The organism is Thermococcus thermotolerans (assembly GCF_024707485.1).
GTDB lineage: Archaea > Methanobacteriota_B > Thermococci > Thermococcales > Thermococcaceae > Thermococcus > Thermococcus thermotolerans.
The window spans coordinates 839,372-857,018 of record NZ_CP102602.1 but is presented as its reverse complement, the minus strand read 5'-3'; the positions used below and the strand labels follow the sequence as shown (position 1 = coordinate 857,018).

The window sequence follows — 17,647 nt, the reverse complement described above, 5'->3', positions numbered from 1 at the left end:
TCGGTGTTTCAACTTTTCATCCGGCTCTTTTGGAGTCAAATTTTATTAAAATTAAGCAAAAAAACGGAAAATCACAAACTCGTCAGCAGCTCTATTAACCCCTGCTTCGTTGGAACCTTCGCGAACTTCTCGGGGTCCTTGACCTTGAGGAGGAGAGGAACGTCTCCGAAGAGCTTGAGAACCTTTCCGAAAGGTATGCCTCCCTCTCCGGGCAGGAGGTGAAGGTCGCCGACACCGTAGGCGAGGGCATCTTCCGGCTCGACCTGCGGGAAGAGCTTCCCGAAGTTGTCGTGTATCATGAGTATTACCGTCTTGTCCGTTCCAAGCTTCACATCTTCGAGAAGCTTGTCCCCATCGCCCTGAGCGCTGAGGAACGCGTGAGCCACGTCGAGGGCGAAGCCGACGTTCTCCCTCTCGACGTTGTCAACCACGTAGAGCGTGTCCTTGACGCTGAAGGTGTTTTCGAGGGCTATCTTTATATTGAACGGCGCCACCATATCGGCGAGCTGCTGGATGGCCTCTATCTCAAGGTCGAGCCTCCCTGTCCTCCCGCTCTGCATTACAATGACCTTTGCACCGAGCTTTATGGCAACGTCCGCTATTGCCCTTGCAACGCGGAAGTGCCTGGTGTAATAGATGTGGTCGCGGAGGTTTACTGATGTTGGCATCCTGATGATGTAGTCAATGCCGACGCCACGGAGCGTCGTCTCGATGGTCTTAAGCTTCTTCTCCATAACAACGCCGTTCATAATAAGCCCGAGTGTGTGCGGGAATATTGAGACGAAATCATAGTTCTTTATTTTGACGTCTGCCAAGACCGATGCCAAGGTTTTGTCCTTGGTGACGAAGTGCGGATAAATCGTTACGCCTATCTCCATGCTACCACCTACAAAAGAGTTAAGCGCTGGATATAAAAGCTTACCGAGGGGCAGGGTTTAAAAGTTTCGGTGGGAGATATAGGTGGGTGAGTGAATGAGAGAAAACATCTGGAAGTACATTGCTGCCGTTCTCATACTCCTTCTCGCGGCGTCGAGCGTAGCGGTCGTCCTGCTCTACATGCAGAATTCCGAGCTGAGGAGTTATAAGCCCGAAAACGTGACGACCACGGTAATAGTCCAAGGATCCTCAAATGTGAGCTGTAATTCAACGGCTTACCAGCTCCAGATAGACGAGCTCCAGAGACAGATTGATTTTCTGAAGGCCCAGCTCAGACAGAAGAACATGCCCGAGGGTAACGCCACGATAGCCATAGTCCCCATCTTCGGCCTCATCGACGACTACACGGCCCTCAGCGTCATTCCCACTCTTAGGGAAATCGCCAAAAACGATTCCATCGCAGGCGTTGTTCTGTGGATAGAGAGCCCCGGCGGCTACGTTGGGCCCGTGAGAGAGATATATTCCACTGTCCGGAAGCTTAACCTCGTGAAGCCCGTTGTTGCATACACTGGGGGCATAGCCGCTTCCGGCGGTTACTACATAGCCGCGGGGGCGGAGAAGATAATAGCTGACCCCCTCGCTGAAGTCGGGAGCATAGGCGTCATCTACGTCCACTACAACCTCCAGCAGAACTACGAGTCAAACGGAATAAAGGTCGAGGTCTTCAAGACCGGCCCCTACAAGGACATGGGTGCGGAATGGCGCGGCCTCACCGACGAGGAGAGGGCCATGATAACCGAGATGGTTGATACCTACTTCCAGGGCTTTCTCCAGGCCGTCAGCAACGGCAGGGGCATGAGTATCAACGAGACGAAGAAATACGCAACCGGAAGAACTTGGTTCGCCATGAACGTTACCGGGAGTTTGGTTGACGAGACAGGCGACCTGGACTACGCGGTTAGTACTCTTGAGAAGATGCTCAACGTCACCAACCCGAGGATAGTCATCTACAAAGGTTCCACCCCCTCGGACTTCGGCATATTCGGGAGCACCGCCCTTCTCCTTGACCCGAGATACGTTAACGCCTACATAAAAACGGGGTGATGGCTATGCTCTGCGAGGAGAAGCTTGAGGTGTTTGAAAACGGTTTTGAGGATGGGAAGTTTAACCTCCGGATCGAGTTCTACGGAAACGACGCCAGGAGGCTTCTCCTTGCAGTGATCCGGGAGCTGTACCTCCCCGACTATGGGGAGGACTACGTCTACCCATTCGAGTGCGCCAAGGAGTTCTGGGGAATCTACATGGACGGGAGTGAGGCGGTTGCCGAGGAGTTCAGGCCGAACCCCATAAAGTTCCTCAACCAGAGCGTCCTCAACAGGCTTGAGAAGGCCCTAGAGGAGACTGATGCTCCTGAGGAAGTCAGGGAGGGTATAGACTTTAAGAAGGCGGAGATTCACAGGCTCAAGAAAGGTTTATTAGCGCTAGGAAAGAACTTCATCCTTGACGAGGGCACCAAGACCCTCATAGTCTTCAACAAGCCGAGCGCGCGGGATCTGATACTGAAGTATCTGGGGATGCTCGATGGAGCTTGAGGCGGGGATATGGATAGCGGTTTCGCTCATAGTTCTCTACCTCGTATGGGAGACGGTTAGTCCCATCCTTTCTCCCATCATCCTTGCGGTGACTCTCGCCTACATCCTTTATCCCCTCCACGAGAGGCTGGCGGAGAGGACGGGCAACAGGGTCTCAGCGTTTACCATTACTGCAATCCTTACCGTTATCACGTTTCTCTTCATAATCGGCTTTGCCCTGTGGATAAACGACGTTAAAAGCTCGCTCGCGTACTACATCAACGCTTTCTTTGAGTGGCTCCTCACATGGAACCTCCCCGATGCCGCCTATGAACTCCTTCAGAAACTCGCTGAAGACATTCCGAAGCGCTTTGAGGAATACGTTCTCGGCTACACATATTCCCTGCCCAAGCTCTCCCTTCAGGCGATAGTGATGGTCTTCGCCTTCTACGGCATGCTCATAAACGCCAGGGCCATCAGACGGGAAGTTTATTCGCTTCTCCCCCCGGAGAACAGAGAGCTGGCGATAAAACTCCTTGAAAAGGCTGGCGAGACACTTCACGGCCTTCTCCGCGGCTGGCTGGCTATCAGCATCCTCAAGGGTGTATTTACCGCCGGGGGTTTCGTACTCTTCGGGCTGGCCAAACCCGGCGGAGCTATAGCCGCCGGAATCTTCACCGTAATCTTTGAGCTCCTTCCCGTCTTCGGCGGCTGGGTTGTCTGGCTTGCCGGAGCGGTTTACATGCTCAACAGCGGCAACGTTGCCGGCGCCGTTGTCTTTGCCCTCTATGGAATCGTCTTCATTTCGCCCCTTCCGGATGTACTCCTGAGGCCCAGGCTGGGGACAAGGGAGAAGGGTGTCAACGCCCTCATATCACTCGTTGGAATCTTCGGCGGTTATCTTGCCTTTGGATTCGTGGGCATCATAATCGGCCCCGTGGCGCTTTCGCTACTGGCAACGCTGGTGGAAGAATGGAAGGAGGTCAAGGTGAAAAGCGCCGAATGAAGTGGGCAACCTTGACCGCGTCTAGGGTCTCCTTAACGTCGTGAGTCCTGATTATGTTCGCCCCGTTGAAGACCGCTATTGCTGTCGCCGCCAAGCTTCCAGGCAATCTCTCCGCCGGGTCTTTTCTTCCGGTTATTGCCCCGATGAACGATTTTCTAGATATCCCGACAAGGATCGGCCTTCCGAAGATTTTGAGAATATCGAGGTTGGCTATGACCTTTGAGTCCCACTCGTACCAGGGCGGCCACTCCGGGCGGAGGAAGCCTATCGCCGGGTCTATGGCTATCTCTTCAACCCCGTGCTTTTCGGCTATTACAAGGCTCTCCTGAAGGAAGTCGATGACGGTGTGAACAGGGTCGCTGAGGTTCCTAACCTCACCGTGGGCGCAGACTATCGTTGGAGCGCTGTACTCGCCGGCCACTTCGGCCATCCTCGGGTCTCCCTTCAGCCCGGTAACGTCGTTTATAATGTCCGCCCCCGCTTTGAGCGCCTCTTCGGCGACTTTTGCGCTGGTAGTGTCTATGCTTATCGGCACATCGACGTGGTCGCGGATGGTCTTAACCGCCCAGACCGCCCTCCTGATTTCCTCCTCCAGGGGAATCTGGGTCTCAAGATAAGGGGCCGTCGATTTGGCGCCGATGTCGATGAAGGACGCACCCTCCTCAACCATCTTTACTGCGGTCTCAATCAGCCTATCTTCATCGTCCCTGACGCTCCCCTTGTAGAAGCTCTCGGGGGAGACATTGATGACGCCCATTATCCTCGGCTCGCTCAGGTCAACTCCGGCGAACTTCATGGCCTTCACCGCCTAAAAATAGCCGCTGGGTATAAAAGGACTTTTGCCCTTCCAGTTCTGGTGGTGTTCATGATAATCCGCACTCCAAGGAGGCTTCACCTGGGTCTCATTGATCCATCTGCCACCTTTGGAAGGCGCTTTGGAAGCCTCGGTGTTGCCCTGAAAGGTGGCTATGAGGTCAAAATAGTTGAAGGCGAGACCATGGAGATAGTCGCCAAGGGTGAGGATAGAAAAACCATCGAGTTCACCATAAAGAGGATGAACTCCGCCTACGAAACCGGGGTCAACTACATCGTCGAGGTCAGGAGGGCCATCCCCCGGCACGTAGGTCTCGGCTCCACCACCCAGCTCAGCCTGGCGGTCGGTACTGCCATAGCGAGACTTAACAATTTAAGCGTCTCCACTGAGGAGCTGGCAAGGGTTCTCGGTAGGGGGAGGAACGGAGGCGCCGGGGTCTATTCTTTTGCCTACGGCGGGTTCGTCATAGACGGCGGCGTTAGGAACGGCATTCCGCCCCTGATATTCCGCGAGGAATTCCCGGAGGATTGGGCTTTTCTCCTGGTTATTCCTGAGCTCAAGCCCGGACTGGATGAAGAGGAGGAAAAGCCCGTGATGGCCAGGGTTGTGGGGAGAACCGACGTTGCCATGGAGATAAGCCACAGAATACTGCTCGGTCTCCTGCCGGCCCTCAGGGAGAAGGACGTGAGAACCTTCGGCAAACATCTCTCGGCGATACAGAGGCTCGTTGGAAAACACTTCGAGGCCTACCAGGGCGGGGAGTTCAGGGAGGACGTCAAGCTTATACTCGACTTTCTGACGGAGAAAACCTACGGCCACGGCCAGAGCTCCTGGGGGCCGACGGTTTACGGGTTGATACTCAGGAGTGAATTCCAGAGGCTCAGCGAGGAAGCTCACGACTACCTCAGGGAGCACGGGATAAAGGCGAAGGTCGAGCTCGGTCTTCCGAACAACACCGGGGTGGAGGTAATAGGAGAGAGCGCATTTCTCGAAAGGTTGATAAGGTCTGTTGGAGAAGGGTAAACGATGGTGGGTGTGATGGAGCCACTGGAGGAACTTTTAAAACTCTTAGACAGACACTTTGATGGGAGTGTAAAAGTTGTCCTCCTATTTGGCTCCAGGGCGAGGGGTCTGGCGGGCTTGGGCTCTGACTATGACATCCTTGTGATTGTGGGGGAGGATAAATCCGACAAGAGGGAATTCTGGAAGGAGTTGTTTAGACTGGAACTCAAGCTGGGCGTTTCTTTCGATGTGATAATTCTCCGTGAGGGGGAGCTTTCAGCTGATAACCCCCTGCTGTGGGGAATACTTACAGGATACAGGGTTCTGCATGGTGAAGAGCACTGGAAGGGTATGTTGGAGGCGCTTAAGAGGGACATTAGAAAGAGAAAACCCCGCCTCATTGAGGGGGACAAACAATGGCAGATAGCCCAGCTGGTCTAACCCTCCGCCTTGCAGAGGAGCACCTGAACGCTGCCCTCGACGAGATTAACTCGGGTAGATTGAACTTTGCCGTCTTCCACATCCAGCAGGCGATTGAAAAGAGTCTGAAAGCTCTTCTTCTCTCAAGAAACATGGACGTTCGCACCCATAAGCTGAGTGGCCTCATTTCCCTTGCGGGCATTGAGCTTGACGATGAGCTGTTGCTAAGTCTCGCCGAGATCGAAAGGGAGTACACGAGGAGCAGGTATTACACTCCTGGATTTAATCCGCTCACTGACTACCACATTGAGGACGTTTCCAGGTGGTACGAAGCCGCCAGAAGGATATACAACATGGTGGGGAGCAAGTTATGACCCTTGACCGCTTCATCAAGGTGAAGTACAAATCCGACGATGGGAAAACCCGGGAGCTTGTGGATATCCTCAGCGACCTTGGGCTCGACTGCGCAAAGACCATTGAGGAAAAGGTTGACCTCCAGTTCGACGCCCTCAGGAACCTCCACAACAGCCTCGAAGACGACGAGCTCTTCATCAAGCTCGTCATTGCGAACTCCATAGTGAGCTACCAGCTCTCAGCCAGGGGAGAGCAGTGGTGGTGGGAGTTCTCACGTTATTTCTCTGAGAATCCGCCGAAAGGGAGCATCGCCGATGCCTACGCCGAGTTCCTCCCCGGTTCAAGAACCAACAGGCGCCTCGTCGAAGGAAAGGTGAGGAGGCTGGAGAAGCTGGAGCCCTTCCTCGAATCCCTCGACCTCCCAGCCCTCAAAGAGTATTACTTCCGGAGAATGGCCGGGCTCAGGGACGACCTGGCCAGGGCTCTGAACTCAAAGAGAAGCGCCAAGACCATAGTCTTTGCCGTCAAGATGTTCGGCTACGCGGGGAGGATAGTCTTCGGTGAGTTTGTCCCATACCCGATGGCCATCGAGATACCCGACGACGTCAGGATAAACGCCTACACTAAACGCTTTACGAACGAGCCGCCGGTGAGCTTCTGGGGCAGAATTGCAGAGCAAACAGGAATCCCGCCGCTCCACATAGACTCAATACTCTGGCCGGTTCTGGGAGGGAGCGGGGAAGTTCTCAGGCGGTTAAAGAAGCACTGTCCGGAATGGGAGGATGTTTTGAAGCTGGCCTCGCTTTGAGCCTGTTCTGAACCCAAAGGCTTAAATATCCTGACGTCAACAATACCTCGAAGTTCGATGCATCGGGGTGAAAGGTATGGGGTTCATTATAACTGCCCATAGGGCTTTGCTTGGCAACGGAGTGGGGGCCTCATCGCTCCAACTCAATGGACAAAATTTTTATACTCCTTATGTTAGTTGTAGTTCGAGTGATGGTGTTCACTCCAATATCGCAATAAGGGGGTATGCCTATGCTTTGGGGATTTCAGCTTGAGTTTAAGCAGAGCCTTCGGACGAAAAAGCTCTGGCTGATACTGGGGATCATGATACTCCTCTACATTCCGGTCTTCTACATCATGAAGCGCTCTGGGATTGAGGATCTCACAGTTGAAGGGGCAATGACTTTCCTGATACAGTTCGTTACCGGAATGGCCGGCTTCTTCATAGGGATTCTTGCCCTTTTGATAGGTGCCACGGCAATAAACAGCGAGATAGAGAAGGGAACGCTGCGGGTTGCCATGAGCAAGCCGATAAAGCGCCTCGGTTATATCGGCGGCAAGTTCCTCGCACACTCGGCCGTTCTGCTCATGGCGCTCCTGATATCGACCCTCGTCGGCGTGCTCGGAGTGGTCTATCTCGGAGCACCCCTGAGCGGTCAGCTCGTCGTTGACGTTCTGCTGCTCAACATGTTGCTCCTTCTAGCGATGATTCAGCTCGTTGCTCTGGGCTACATCATTTCCACACTCATTAGGTCTTCCAGCTCCGCCCTTGGAGCAGCCCTGGTGCTCGCCTTCGTGATGTTCCTCATAATGCCCAACATCGTGGGTTATCTGGTCATCAGGGACACCATAAACAATCCCAACCAGGATATGATGCAGCTCCAGAAGGAGTACACCACAAAGTATCTGTTCTACGTTCCGACGTCCCAGGTGGGCATTATAACGAGGGATGTAGGGACACTGACGGGAACCCCCGGGGGCTTTTCCAACGTCACCGCTGAGTATCGCGGTATGGCGTATGCCATCAGAAACAACCTCACTAACTTCGGGATACTCGTTGGACTCACGCTTGTGTACCTTGGGATCGGCTTCTACCGCTTCCTCCGCATGGATCTGAGGTGATGACGATGATAAGGATTGAAAATCTCGTTAAAGTTTACAAGGACGTTCGTGCCCTCGATGGCCTGAACCTTGAGGTTAGACCCGGCCAGGTGTACGGCTTCCTCGGACCGAACGGTGCTGGCAAGAGCACAACTATACTCAGCACGCTGGGGCTTATATTCCCTCAGGAGGGGAGGATTCAGCTTTTTGACCTTGAGGTCTTCGCCAACGGCAAGTTCAATGAGGGAAACCTCGTTGAGGCCAAGAGGCGCATAGGCTACATGCCGGAGCACGCTACCCTCTGGGAGTTTCTTACACCCGTTCAGACCCTTGAGATAATCGCTGACTCCTTTGGGATTCCAAAGTCAGAGAGGGAAAAGCGCATCAGGGAGCTCCTTGAGCTGGTCAATCTGTGGGAGGACAGGGACAGGAAGGTCGGTAAGTTCTCAAAGGGGATGCGCCAGAGGCTCCTCCTTGCCCAGGCGCTCATCAACGACCCGGAGCTTCTAATTCTGGACGAGCCGATGACGGGCCTTGACCCAACGGGAATAGCCGAGTTCAAGGAGATTATTAGAGAGCAGAGGAAGGCTGGAAAGACAGTTTTCTTCTCAAGCCACATACTGGCCCACGTTGAGGAGATATGCGACACCGTCGGGGTCATAGTTAAGGGCAAGCTCCGTGTGGAGGATAACCTTGACAGCATCAAGAGGGAGTTCCTCAGGAAGGCTGGGTACACCATAGTTCTCGAAACCAACATCCCCATCAACTTCACCGGTGTCGAGTGGAAGGTCACACCCCTCGGTGAGAAGAAGTACCGCATAGTGGCGCCGGAGGACATCAGGGAACAGATTCATGACTTCGTCGCTGCTCAGGGGGCCAAGGTGCTCACAATGCAGATAAAGGCTCCGAGCCTTGAGGAAATCTTCCTCAAGATGGTGGAGTGACTTCCTTTCTTGTTTTTCCACGCATTATTCAGAATTCGAACCAAAATCTTTTTAGGGCGTTCGATTGAATTTCGGATTACCTAAAGGTGAGTCTCATGCTCCTTCCCATGCACATTTTCGTTGCTTACATGATAGGCGCTTGGAGGGGCTGGAACAAAAAGCTCCTCGCGGTATTTGTCGTGGCGAACTCAGCCCCCGACTACAGCTTCATCCAGATGCTGCTCGCCACGGGGGACTTCACAAGGACTTTCTTCAACCATGGGTGGGTTTCGTTCCTCTACGTCCTCCCGTTTGGTCCATTGGGTGTCATTGGAAACGGGCTTCATCTGCTGGCAGATACGTTTACTGGGGGTATCCCATTCTTTCCTGACGGTGTCTGGTACGGTTTTCCAAGGCTTGGCTGGCACCTCTGGGGAAAGTTCATCCTCGTCCCGTGGGAGATACCCATAGCCATTGCGGGCATCTATGCAGCGTACCGGCTGGGAACCGGGAAGGTCGCATACACACTCTCCGCGTTTTTCATGGGTTATATCGTCTTTGCCCTGCTAACGCCACTCTATCTCCTAAACCCCTTCCTCTCCACGGGGGTTGGCTTTCTGACCCTCTGGTATCTGATAGAGAAGGCCAGGCTCTTAGACAGGCTGGAAGTCAGGCTGGGAGAAGCTGTGGGAGCGAAGGGATAAAAATTAAACCTCCGCCCTGTCGAATTCTTCTTCCCTCCCCAGCGGCTTGGTTGCGTCAATCCCCCACTTGGCGGTTAGGCTCTTCTCCGCGGACGGATCCAGGGAGCTGCCCCTGGCGTTGGGAATAATCACAAGGTCCCGGTCCGCCTGGAAGCGCGTCGCTATCGCCCACTCCACTTCACGGTCGTCGTAAATGTTGATATCCTCATCAACGACAACGACGTGCTTCAGACTTGGATGGCCGGCGAAAGCAGCCAGTATTGCGTTCTTTCCGTCTCCATCGTGCTGTTTGGTTATGCTGACAACGGCATGGAGCCACATCGCACCGCCCTCGGTCAGCCTCACACCGTGAACTCTGGGCACGACCCTCTTAACGCTCGCGTAAATCTGCGGCTCCTTGGGGAGTCCCATCAGCATGTAGTGCTCGTAGCCCCCCGGAAGGAGAGCGTGAAAAACGGGCTCGTCCACATGGTACATCTTCTCGAAGACGACGAGCGGCTGCTTCCTCACGTGGTCGTAGGTTCCGGTTATGTCAACGAAAGGTCCCTCGTCGGTCAGCTCGGGGAGTATCTTCGCCTCGAAGACGAACTCCGTCTCGACTGGGACGGGGATTCCATCGAGGTCGAAAACATCGAGGGGCTTTCCAAAGGCCATCCTGCTCATCGCGGATGCGATTTCAAGCTCGCTCGTTCCGTAGGCGACGCTCGTCGCACCGGCGATTAGGATGTGTATCGGATTCCCCACAACTATCCTGACGTCCAGTTCCTCCCCGGCTTCGGCCTTTTCCTTCCATATAGCGTACAGGTGCCTCGGAACGAGCCTTATGGCGGCTCTTTTGTCGTCAATGACCATCATCCTGTGGAAAGACATGTTGACAAAGCCTTCCTCGTCCTTGGCTATGACCATGGCGGAGGTAAAGTATTGGCCCCCATCCCGGGGATAGTACTTTGGAACAGGGAGCTCACGGAGAGAAAAGTCCTCAGTAGAGTTTGCCATGAACGGTGCACTCTCAACCGTCCTGCAGGGTTCCGGATTTTCCATGGAACTAGCTATAAAGTGCAGAAGTTTCTCCTTTTCAGTTCCGAGGTAACCCGCTATCCTCTCTCTGGTGCTCCAGATGTTTCCTGCCAAACTCCAGCCGTCCACGTTTCTGAAGAGAACCGGCCTGTCGCGGTACTTTACGAGATACTTGGTTACCTCAAGCTCCTTGCTCACGGGCTCTTCCACGATGACGGTATCCTCAAAACGCTCGATGATTTCCCTCAGCATTTCACCACCTTAGATGGGTGTTCCAAAAGGTCTATAAAGCCTTTTTCCAAACTCCCGGTGATTGGCCATGCCTATGGTAGTCCTTCGAATTCCGGATGGTTCGGCACTGGTGAAAGTTGAGAAGGCTGATCCTCAGGTTTACTTCAAGATATACGAGCTGCTGAGCTACAAGAAGGACTTTGGGAAGTGGGAGAAGCCCGAAAGCCTCTACGATCCCTATGAGCGGACGTTTCCAGTGGGTGTCCTTCCAAGGGTTAAGAAGTTCCTCAATTCTAAGGGCTATCGGGTGAGGGTCAGGGACGAGCGACAGGTTCGGGGTGTAAAGCTCAACTCCACGTGGAACGAGAACTACCTCATGCGCAGATATCAGGAGAGGGCGATAAAAAAGGCTCTGAAAGAAAAGATGGGTGTTCTTTCCCTTCCGGTGGGAAGTGGAAAGACCGTGGTGGGTCTGCGCATAATTCACGAGCTTGACCTTTCCGCGCTGATAGTAGTTCACACCAAAGAGCTCCTCTACCAGTGGGCGGACAAGGTTACGGAAGTTCTGGGCATTGAGCCGGGAATAGTTGGGGACAACAGGTGGGAGGAGAGGGCCGTAACGGTTGCTATGATACAGACCCTTCTCTCCAGGGGAGCGGATAAGCTCCAGAACGAGTACGCGATAGTGATGTTCGACGAATGCCACAGGACTTCCGCCGCTGAGAAGTTCTACAGGCTGGGTCTCAGCCTCCCCCAGGTTTACCGCTTTGGACTATCGGCGACACCATGGCGGCGCGTTCGCGGTGAGGAGATAAAGATTGAAGCCGTCGTCGGTCCGACCATATTCGAGGTCAAAGCTGAAGACCTGATAAAGGAGAAGTTTCTCGCAAGGCCCCGTTTCGAGATAATAACCTACGAGTCAAAGATGCCCTCGTTCAGCGAGCGCTACAAGGAGCTTTACGAGGATATGATAATGAACAACGAGGAGAGGAACAGGGCAATAGTGCAAAAAGCCGCCGAACTGGCCAGAAAAGGCCACCGCGTTCTCATAGACGTCAAACGCATAGAGCACGGCAAAATCCTGAAGGAGATGCTCGAAAAAGAGGGGATAAAGGCCGAGTTCCTCAGCTCTCAGAGTCCCGACAGGTGGGGCATCCTTGAAGGCTTTAAGGAGGGTAGCATACCGGTGCTCGTCTCCACGCTCCTCAAAGAGGGCGTTGATATACCCGAGATATCCGCGATAATCCTCGCCGGGGGTGGAAAGAGCGACATAATGACAATCCAGACCATAGGTCGCGCCCTGAGGCCAAAGAGGGGAATGAAGGCCGTCATTGTTGACATCCAGGACGATGATCCCCTGCTCTTTACCCACTTCATCGAGAGGCAGAAGGCCCTCAAGCAGTATTATGGCAGGTACTACGACAGGGAAATGGCTTCAAAGCTTGAGGAGAACGTCCCCAAAAAGGGCCGCCCTCGTAAGCGCTCGTGAGTAGCGTTTAAAGATGTCACGTTTCGCTTTTTTAAGCCCCCTTTCGTCCATGCGGAAGTTTATCCCCTCATATTCTATGTGCCAGAGGATTAGGCCTTCTGGAGCCGCTGGGGGCACCTTTTTCTCATAGTTTCCGGAGAGCATCCCCTCAACCTCTTCCGGTTCCATGAGGCCGAGACCGCAGAATCTGATGGCGTTAACTACCCTTCTCGCCATCTCCCAGAGGAAGCTTTTGCCCTCAAGCTCTATGACGTAGTAACCATGCCTCTTTCTCACCTCGACCCTCGTTAGCTCCCTCACGGGGTCTTTTCCCGGTTCCAGCCTTGAAAAGGCCGAAAAGTCGTGCCTTCCCACGAAGATTGAGGCGCATTCCTTCATGGGGTTCTCCTCAAAGCCCTCATCAACGAGGTAGTACCTGTAGGTCTTTGACCTTGCCCAAAAGCGTGGGTGGAAATCCTCGGACACCTCAGCAACGCCAAGAACCCATGCGTCCTTTAGGTGGTGGTTGAGAACCTCACCCCGAACGAGGTCCGGTCTGCTATCAATGTCGAAGGCCACAACGTTAAAGAACGCGGAGACGCCCCTGTCCGTTCTGGATGCGCCCTTGAAGTTCGAGCTCTCGGCGTCCCGCATTATCCCGAGCTTTGAGAGGACTCTTATGAGCTCCCCTTCAACTGTCCTGAGGTTTGGCTGTCTCTGGAAGCCGTAAAATGCAGTACCGTCGTACGCTATCCTCAGGGCCATCCGCATGGTTGTTGAATCCGGGGGAGGGTATAAATGCCTTTCCCATTATCGGAATTGATACATCGACAAAATACTTTACAAACATAAATTATAATTTTGGAACCAGTCCAATCGTTGTGGGGAAAGATTGATAAATAGCGAGAATTAACTAAATCTGGGGGTGAAGAGGCATGGAAATGATCTGGGACGCGGAGATATTGACAAACCTAACGAACTTTGAAATAATGTGCATCCTGATTCAAAATAGTATGAAAAAGAGGGACTAGAGATAGGGCTCCCTGTAGAGCGGCCTCAAAAACAGTTCGAAGGCCGCCACGGGCATTTCTATTCCCCAGTTCTCTAGGACTGCCGGGTGGATTTCTCCGATTATCCCTATCACCTTTCCGTCCACCACTATTCTTCCAACCCTGCCCTCTATGAAGCTCGGGTGTTCAATTTCTTCCAGCGCGTATTCGAAGCCGAGGTGGCGCATAACGCTTTCGAGTATCTCCTTGGCCTCTGTAAATGTTACGCGCGGGTGAGCTAAGGCAACCGCCAGCTTGCTCTCGCTCACGGTCTTTGTTTCCCTGCTCTCGTCGATCAGGGTGACCTTTCCAACCTCAAAGATTCTCTGCGGGTACTCCTCGTGGGTGTTCTGGCTCAGGAAATCCAGCAGACTGGGGGTGAGCCACACCCTGAGGGCCGACCACTTGGGGCTTATCGGGTTCTCTATCTCAACGAGATCCGCCGGCGGGTGGGTGAAGTAGTCCCGGCCGGCCTCAGCAAGCATCTTCCCGTACTGAGCCTCCCTGTTGGTGAGATTGAAGGTCATGACCTCCTGAAGGCCAAAGCCGACCATCAGCTCCCTGACCGCGTCCTCGAATTCGACGAACTTGTCACCCCTGCCCTGCACTGCCAGCTCAGGCTCCTCCGGTTCTATCTCGTTGTAGCCGTAAGCAATTAGGACGTCCTCAAGGACATCCCTCGCATGCATTATGTCGTCGCGGAAGGCTGGATAGAGGAGCCTTGCTTTACCATCGGTCAGTTCGACCCGGTACATCATGCGCTCCAGGAGGTTCTTGATGTCCTCGTCACCCAGCTCCAGTCCGGTCAGCCTTTTGATGTAGTCCAGCTCGACCTCGAATTCCTTCGGGGTGAGGTCAGGGGTCTCGATCTCGAAGTCTGGATAGACGACCTTAACGCTCTTGATCTTTCCTCCGCGCTCCGCCAAGGCGGTAACCACCACGTTCAGGGCAAGGGTTATCTTCTTCAAATCCCATCCGGTGACGTCAACGAAGACGTTCTTAGTCTCGGTGGTTACCCTGCCGGTTATCTCGGAGTTTATAACAGGGGGCATTGAGAGGACTTTGCCCTCACTGTCAACGAGGAGCGGGTAGTGGGGCTTGTCCCTTATGAGGTGGCCGTACTCCCTGCCCTTCTCGTGCCTCTCAAGAATTTCTTCCAGCGTCAGCTCCTCATCGAAGCCCAGCGGGACGAACTTTTCAGTCTTCTCTGCGGCGCGATAGTATATCGGCGGCTTCACCCTGTCGAAGTCGAAGATGCCTATCGCTACCTCTCTTCTCCTCCTTCCAAAGGTCAGGGCGACCTTCTCCTGGAGGTTGATCATCTGCTTGAGTGCCTCTTCGTTGAGGCTCAGTCCTTCAACGATGGCGTATACACCGTAGGGGCGGATTTCCTTCAGCTTCTCGTCGACGTAAACCGTAACGTCGCTCTTTTCAACTTCATATTTCGGCAGGCCTTTCTCCAGGCCGAGGGCAAACCGGATCTGCCTCGCTATGCCCTCTGCGCTCCAAAGGTCGGGCCTGTTGGTGTCCTTTGAGTCGGCCTTGAAGTATATCTCACCGTTCTCCTCCCAGACGTCGTCCAGCTCGCATTTGGCGTAGAGGAAGAGGTCCTCCCACTCCTTAACGGTGAAGGTCTTTCCAACCAGCCTTTCAAGGTCAGCCTTGGAAACGTCGAACTTCGGCATATTATCACCTCACCAGACGAGCCTTGCCTCCCTCAGCCAGCGCAGGTCGTAGCTGAACAGGTAGCGGATGTCGTCTATCCCGAGCTTGAACATGGCAAGTCTGTCTATTCCTATCCCCCACGCTATCACCGGAACGTCAACTCCAAGGGCCTTTGTCATCTCCTCGCGGAAGATTCCGGCACCGCCGAACTCCACCCATCCAAGCTCCGGATGATAGGCGCTCATCTGGACACTGGGTTCAGTGAACGGGTAGTAGTCTGGCAGGAACTTCACATTCTTGGCTCCGGCTATCTCCACAGCGAAACGCTTTAGTATTCCGAGCAGGTGCCTGAAGGTCAGGTCTTCTCCGACGACAAAGCCGTCAATCTGGTTGAACTCGATGAGGTGCGTCCTGTCGAGGACATCTGGACGGAAAACGCGCTGTATCGTGAAGTATTTTCCGGGAATCTCCACTCCTTTGGCGAGCTGTCTTGCATCTAGTGCGGTTCCGTGCGCCCTGGGCATGAGGAGCATCGCCCTCTCAGGGGACCAGACATAGCCCCATCCCCGTGAACCCGCCAGACCGTGCTCGTGGGCGGCCTTAACCCTGGCGACGAGCTCCTCCGCCGGCAGGTGGCCGCTCTTTGGGTATTTGAGCTGATACGTGTCCGTCCAGTCCCTTGCCGGGTGGTTCTGGGGCTGGAAGAGTGCATCGAAGTTCCAGAACTGGGTCTCGATAAGGCTGTCAACGGTCATCTCTATGAAGCCCATCTCGATTAACCTTCTCCTCAGCTTATCGAGGAATGCCCTGTACGGTTGCTTCTTGCCGGGGTGCAGTTTCCTGACAGGGGCATGGATGTTGAAGCGCTTGAACTCGACTTCCCTCCACTTGCCGGACTTTATCAGCTCCGGGGTTAAGGTAGAGACCTCCTTCTTCAGCTCGATGTTTGGGGTTAGTTCCTCTCCCGCGGGCGTTATCTCAACGAACCTTTCTGTTACCGTGTCTTCCTCGGCTATCTTTCTTCTCTTGAGCTCCTTGACCGGGACAAGTTTTTCAATCTCGCCCAGAGGGACAACTTTCCTTTCGGCGAGGAGCTTGAGGGCCAGGTCAATCGGCCTTTCCTTCGCGTTCATTCCCTTTTCGGTGATTTCAAGAACGAGCTTTCCGTCCTCTTTCCTCACAGAGGCCCAGCCTTCCTTTCTTAGAATCCCGACTATGGGCTTCAGCTCGTCTTCACTGAGGACGCTCCTGAGGTCGTCCAGGGTTATCTTCCCCCTCTCTTTCAGAACCGCGAGTGCCCGCCACTCGGGAAGACCAATCCGGGCATACTTTCTCCCGGTTTCGGTCAGCTTTGCTATTCTCTCGCTCTTTTCCTGAAGCCTGGCCAGACCCCTGCTCTGAAGCCCAAGGAGGGAACGCATAACGGCTACCTGATCGAGGCCGGTTCTCTCGACGAGATCTTCAAATTTGACCTTTTTAACCTCGTTGAGCTTTATGAGAGTAAGTTTTTCCTGATAGCTTAGCTCCATAGGGCCACCTCCTTGGGTTGAGTTTGAGAAGAGTTACTTAAAAATTGCGGTGGAAGAGAAGAAGAAATCAATCAGCCCCTGTGGGGGAAGAAGACGACCTTTCCTGTCTTACCTGCCCTCATCAGCTCGAAGGCTTCCTCGAATTTGTCAAAGCCTCTGTACTTGTGGGTGATTATCGGGTCAAGGTTGAGCTTGCCGCTCTGGATTAGGCTTGAGACGGTGTACCAGGTCTCCCAGAGGTGCCTGCCTGTTATGCCGTGAACCTCAAGGGCCTTGAATATTACGAGGTTGTTCATGTCAAAGGTGACGTCACGCGGGAAGAGTCCAAGCAGAGAAACCCTTCCCCCGGGGGTTGTTGCGGCCAGACCCTGCTCAAGGGCCTTTGGCGCCCCGCTGAACTCAAGGAAAACCTCCACACCGGCCCCATCGGTCACGTCCATCACGAATTTAACTGGGTCTTCCTCGAAGGGGTTGACTATGTAGTCGGCTCCAACTTTCTTGGCCAGCTTCCTCCTGAACTCGCTCGGTTCGCTTACGATAACCGGGTAAGCACCCGCCGCTTTGGCAACCGCTATGCCGAGCAATCCAAGTGGCCCGGCACCGGTTATGAGGGTGCTCATTCCCGCTATCGGGCCTGCAAGAACAGTATCAACTGCGTTGCCAAGGGGCTCCTGAAGGGTGGCATACTCTGGCGGCATGCCCTTGGGGTTTTTCCAGGCGTTCTGGGCGGGAACTATCGCGTACTCGGCAAAAACACCGTCCATGTCGACGCCGAATATCTTGGTGTTCTGGCAGACGTGATAGCGGTTATGCCTGCAGGCGTAGCACTTACCGCAGACGATGTGGGTCTCAACGCTTATGTAATCTCCGACCTCAAGGGTGTCAACACCCGGGCCGACCTCAACTACCTCGCCGGCAACCTCGTGACCCATGATCTGGGGGGTCTTGATCCTGCTCTGGGCCCACTCGTTCCACTCGTAGATATGGAGGTCAGTCCCGCAGATGCTCGTCGCGAGAACCTTGATGAGAACCTCTCCCGGTCCGGGCTTTGGGACATCGACTTCAACGAGCTCAGCACCGTAAGCGGGCTTGGTTTTTACAATGGCAGGCATCTTCTCGGCCATGGCAATC

The 17,647-nt window shown here is 54.1% G+C and carries 18 protein-coding genes; 11 read left to right on the top strand and 7 right to left on the bottom strand.

Annotation, left to right across the window (positions count from 1 at the left end):
- Positions 1-71: 71 nt before the first annotated feature.
- A complete protein-coding gene (locus NUS69_RS04925; protein ID WP_258084676.1) occupies positions 72-878 on the bottom strand; it encodes a sugar phosphate isomerase/epimerase family protein in 807 nt (268 codons plus the stop codon).
- A 94-nt stretch (positions 879-972) separates the two neighbouring features.
- Between NUS69_RS04925 and sppA the strand changes: the two genes are divergently transcribed.
- From sppA to NUS69_RS04910, 3 genes are read left to right on the top strand one after another with little or no spacing between them, the layout of a single operon-like run.
- The gene (gene sppA, locus NUS69_RS04920) at positions 973-1,980 is read left to right on the top strand and encodes a signal peptide peptidase SppA (protein WP_258084675.1); all 1,008 of its coding nucleotides are present in this window, start codon (positions 973-975) and stop codon (positions 1,978-1,980) included.
- 5 nt (positions 1,981-1,985) lie between these two features.
- Entirely contained in the window at positions 1,986-2,468 is a 483-nt protein-coding gene (locus NUS69_RS04915) for a PH1570 family protein (RefSeq protein ID WP_258084964.1), read from the top strand.
- Positions 2,458-3,453, top strand: coding sequence for an AI-2E family transporter (locus tag NUS69_RS04910; RefSeq protein ID WP_258084674.1), 996 nt, complete (start codon positions 2,458-2,460; stop codon positions 3,451-3,453). The genes NUS69_RS04915 and NUS69_RS04910 overlap by 11 nt, the downstream gene beginning before the upstream one ends.
- Here the strand turns inward: NUS69_RS04910 and folP are convergent.
- Complete coding sequence (gene folP, locus NUS69_RS04905) at positions 3,431-4,249, bottom strand: dihydropteroate synthase (protein ID WP_258084963.1); 819 nt, start codon at positions 4,247-4,249, stop codon at positions 3,431-3,433. The two genes, NUS69_RS04910 and folP, sit on opposite strands and share 23 nt — an antisense overlap.
- A gap of 69 nt (positions 4,250-4,318) precedes the next feature.
- Here folP and NUS69_RS04900 point away from each other — a divergent pair, with 69 nt between their 5' ends.
- The 7 genes from NUS69_RS04900 (at position 4,319) to NUS69_RS04870 (ending at position 9,557) form a co-directional block, all read left to right on the top strand.
- The gene (locus tag NUS69_RS04900) at positions 4,319-5,290 is read left to right on the top strand and encodes a beta-ribofuranosylaminobenzene 5'-phosphate synthase family protein (protein ID WP_258084962.1); all 972 of its coding nucleotides are present in this window, start codon (positions 4,319-4,321) and stop codon (positions 5,288-5,290) included.
- A 3-nt stretch (positions 5,291-5,293) separates the two neighbouring features.
- Positions 5,294-5,710: a nucleotidyltransferase domain-containing protein gene (locus tag NUS69_RS04895; RefSeq protein WP_258084673.1), complete on the top strand. Its 417-nt coding sequence runs from the start codon at positions 5,294-5,296 to the stop codon at positions 5,708-5,710.
- The gene (locus tag NUS69_RS04890; protein WP_258084672.1) at positions 5,686-6,063 is read left to right on the top strand and encodes a HEPN domain-containing protein; all 378 of its coding nucleotides are present in this window, start codon (positions 5,686-5,688) and stop codon (positions 6,061-6,063) included. Before NUS69_RS04895 ends, NUS69_RS04890 begins: the two co-directional genes overlap by 25 nt.
- On the top strand, positions 6,060-6,851 hold the full coding sequence (locus NUS69_RS04885; protein WP_258084671.1) for an N-glycosylase/DNA lyase: 792 nt from the start codon (positions 6,060-6,062) through the stop codon (positions 6,849-6,851). The genes NUS69_RS04890 and NUS69_RS04885 overlap by 4 nt, the downstream gene beginning before the upstream one ends.
- Before the next feature lie 230 nt (positions 6,852-7,081).
- The gene (locus NUS69_RS04880; protein ID WP_258084670.1) at positions 7,082-7,951 is read left to right on the top strand and encodes an ABC transporter permease; all 870 of its coding nucleotides are present in this window, start codon (positions 7,082-7,084) and stop codon (positions 7,949-7,951) included.
- A gap of 5 nt (positions 7,952-7,956) precedes the next feature.
- The gene (locus tag NUS69_RS04875; protein ID WP_258084961.1) at positions 7,957-8,874 is read left to right on the top strand and encodes an ABC transporter ATP-binding protein; all 918 of its coding nucleotides are present in this window, start codon (positions 7,957-7,959) and stop codon (positions 8,872-8,874) included.
- Positions 8,875-8,969: 95 nt separating this feature from the next.
- Positions 8,970-9,557: a hypothetical protein gene (locus NUS69_RS04870; RefSeq protein WP_258084669.1), complete on the top strand. Its 588-nt coding sequence runs from the start codon at positions 8,970-8,972 to the stop codon at positions 9,555-9,557.
- Positions 9,558-9,560: 3 nt separating this feature from the next.
- Here the strand turns inward: NUS69_RS04870 and NUS69_RS04865 are convergent, their stop codons facing one another.
- Positions 9,561-10,826, bottom strand: a complete 1,266-nt coding sequence (locus NUS69_RS04865; RefSeq protein ID WP_258084668.1) for a UbiD family decarboxylase — start codon at positions 10,824-10,826, stop codon at positions 9,561-9,563.
- 73 nt (positions 10,827-10,899) lie between these two features.
- Between NUS69_RS04865 and NUS69_RS04860 the strand changes: the two genes are divergently transcribed.
- On the top strand, positions 10,900-12,294 hold the full coding sequence (locus NUS69_RS04860) for a DEAD/DEAH box helicase (protein ID WP_258084960.1): 1,395 nt from the start codon (positions 10,900-10,902) through the stop codon (positions 12,292-12,294).
- Here NUS69_RS04860 and truA read toward each other — a convergent pair.
- The 4 genes from truA to tdh all read right to left on the bottom strand — a co-directional run bounded on the left by truA (position 12,241) and on the right by tdh (position 17,640).
- Positions 12,241-13,044: a tRNA pseudouridine(38-40) synthase TruA gene (gene truA, locus NUS69_RS04855; RefSeq protein ID WP_258084667.1), complete on the bottom strand. Its 804-nt coding sequence runs from the start codon at positions 13,042-13,044 to the stop codon at positions 12,241-12,243. The genes NUS69_RS04860 and truA overlap by 54 nt on opposite strands.
- Before the next feature lie 256 nt (positions 13,045-13,300).
- Complete coding sequence (gene pheT / locus NUS69_RS04850) at positions 13,301-15,007, bottom strand: phenylalanine--tRNA ligase subunit beta (RefSeq protein ID WP_258084666.1); 1,707 nt, start codon at positions 15,005-15,007, stop codon at positions 13,301-13,303.
- Positions 15,008-15,016: 9 nt separating this feature from the next.
- Positions 15,017-16,516: a phenylalanine--tRNA ligase subunit alpha gene (gene pheS / locus NUS69_RS04845; RefSeq protein ID WP_258084665.1), complete on the bottom strand. Its 1,500-nt coding sequence runs from the start codon at positions 16,514-16,516 to the stop codon at positions 15,017-15,019.
- A gap of 71 nt (positions 16,517-16,587) precedes the next feature.
- A complete protein-coding gene (gene tdh / locus NUS69_RS04840) occupies positions 16,588-17,640 on the bottom strand; it encodes an L-threonine 3-dehydrogenase (RefSeq protein ID WP_258084959.1) in 1,053 nt (350 codons plus the stop codon).
- Positions 17,641-17,647: the final 7 nt, after the last annotated feature.

Bases quoted from the DNA above. Each gene is read 5' to 3' on its own strand.
- folP (WP_258084963.1), bottom strand. From the start codon at position 4,249: ATGAAGTTCGCCGGAGTTGACCTGAGCGAGCCGAGGATAATGGGCGTC.
- NUS69_RS04875 (WP_258084961.1), top strand. From the start codon at position 7,957: ATGATAAGGATTGAAAATCTCGTTAAAGTTTACAAGGACGTTCGTGCC.
- NUS69_RS04870 (WP_258084669.1), top strand. From the start codon at position 8,970: ATGCTCCTTCCCATGCACATTTTCGTTGCTTACATGATAGGCGCTTGG.
- truA (WP_258084667.1), bottom strand. From the start codon at position 13,044: ATGCGGATGGCCCTGAGGATAGCGTACGACGGTACTGCATTTTACGGC.
- NUS69_RS04910 (WP_258084674.1), top strand. From the start codon at position 2,458: ATGGAGCTTGAGGCGGGGATATGGATAGCGGTTTCGCTCATAGTTCTC.
- NUS69_RS04880 (WP_258084670.1), top strand. From the start codon at position 7,082: ATGCTTTGGGGATTTCAGCTTGAGTTTAAGCAGAGCCTTCGGACGAAA.
- pheT (WP_258084666.1), bottom strand. From the start codon at position 15,007: ATGCCGAAGTTCGACGTTTCCAAGGCTGACCTTGAAAGGCTGGTTGGA.
- NUS69_RS04860 (WP_258084960.1), top strand. From the start codon at position 10,900: ATGGTAGTCCTTCGAATTCCGGATGGTTCGGCACTGGTGAAAGTTGAG.
- NUS69_RS04925 (WP_258084676.1), bottom strand. From the start codon at position 878: ATGGAGATAGGCGTAACGATTTATCCGCACTTCGTCACCAAGGACAAA.
- NUS69_RS04885 (WP_258084671.1), top strand. From the start codon at position 6,060: ATGACCCTTGACCGCTTCATCAAGGTGAAGTACAAATCCGACGATGGG.
- sppA (WP_258084675.1), top strand. From the start codon at position 973: ATGAGAGAAAACATCTGGAAGTACATTGCTGCCGTTCTCATACTCCTT.
- tdh (WP_258084959.1), bottom strand. From the start codon at position 17,640: ATGGCCGAGAAGATGCCTGCCATTGTAAAAACCAAGCCCGCTTACGGT.
- NUS69_RS04915 (WP_258084964.1), top strand. From the start codon at position 1,986: ATGCTCTGCGAGGAGAAGCTTGAGGTGTTTGAAAACGGTTTTGAGGAT.
- pheS (WP_258084665.1), bottom strand. From the start codon at position 16,516: ATGGAGCTAAGCTATCAGGAAAAACTTACTCTCATAAAGCTCAACGAG.
- NUS69_RS04865 (WP_258084668.1), bottom strand. From the start codon at position 10,826: ATGCTGAGGGAAATCATCGAGCGTTTTGAGGATACCGTCATCGTGGAA.
- NUS69_RS04895 (WP_258084673.1), top strand. From the start codon at position 5,294: ATGGTGGGTGTGATGGAGCCACTGGAGGAACTTTTAAAACTCTTAGAC.
- NUS69_RS04900 (WP_258084962.1), top strand. From the start codon at position 4,319: ATGATAATCCGCACTCCAAGGAGGCTTCACCTGGGTCTCATTGATCCA.
- NUS69_RS04890 (WP_258084672.1), top strand. From the start codon at position 5,686: ATGGCAGATAGCCCAGCTGGTCTAACCCTCCGCCTTGCAGAGGAGCAC.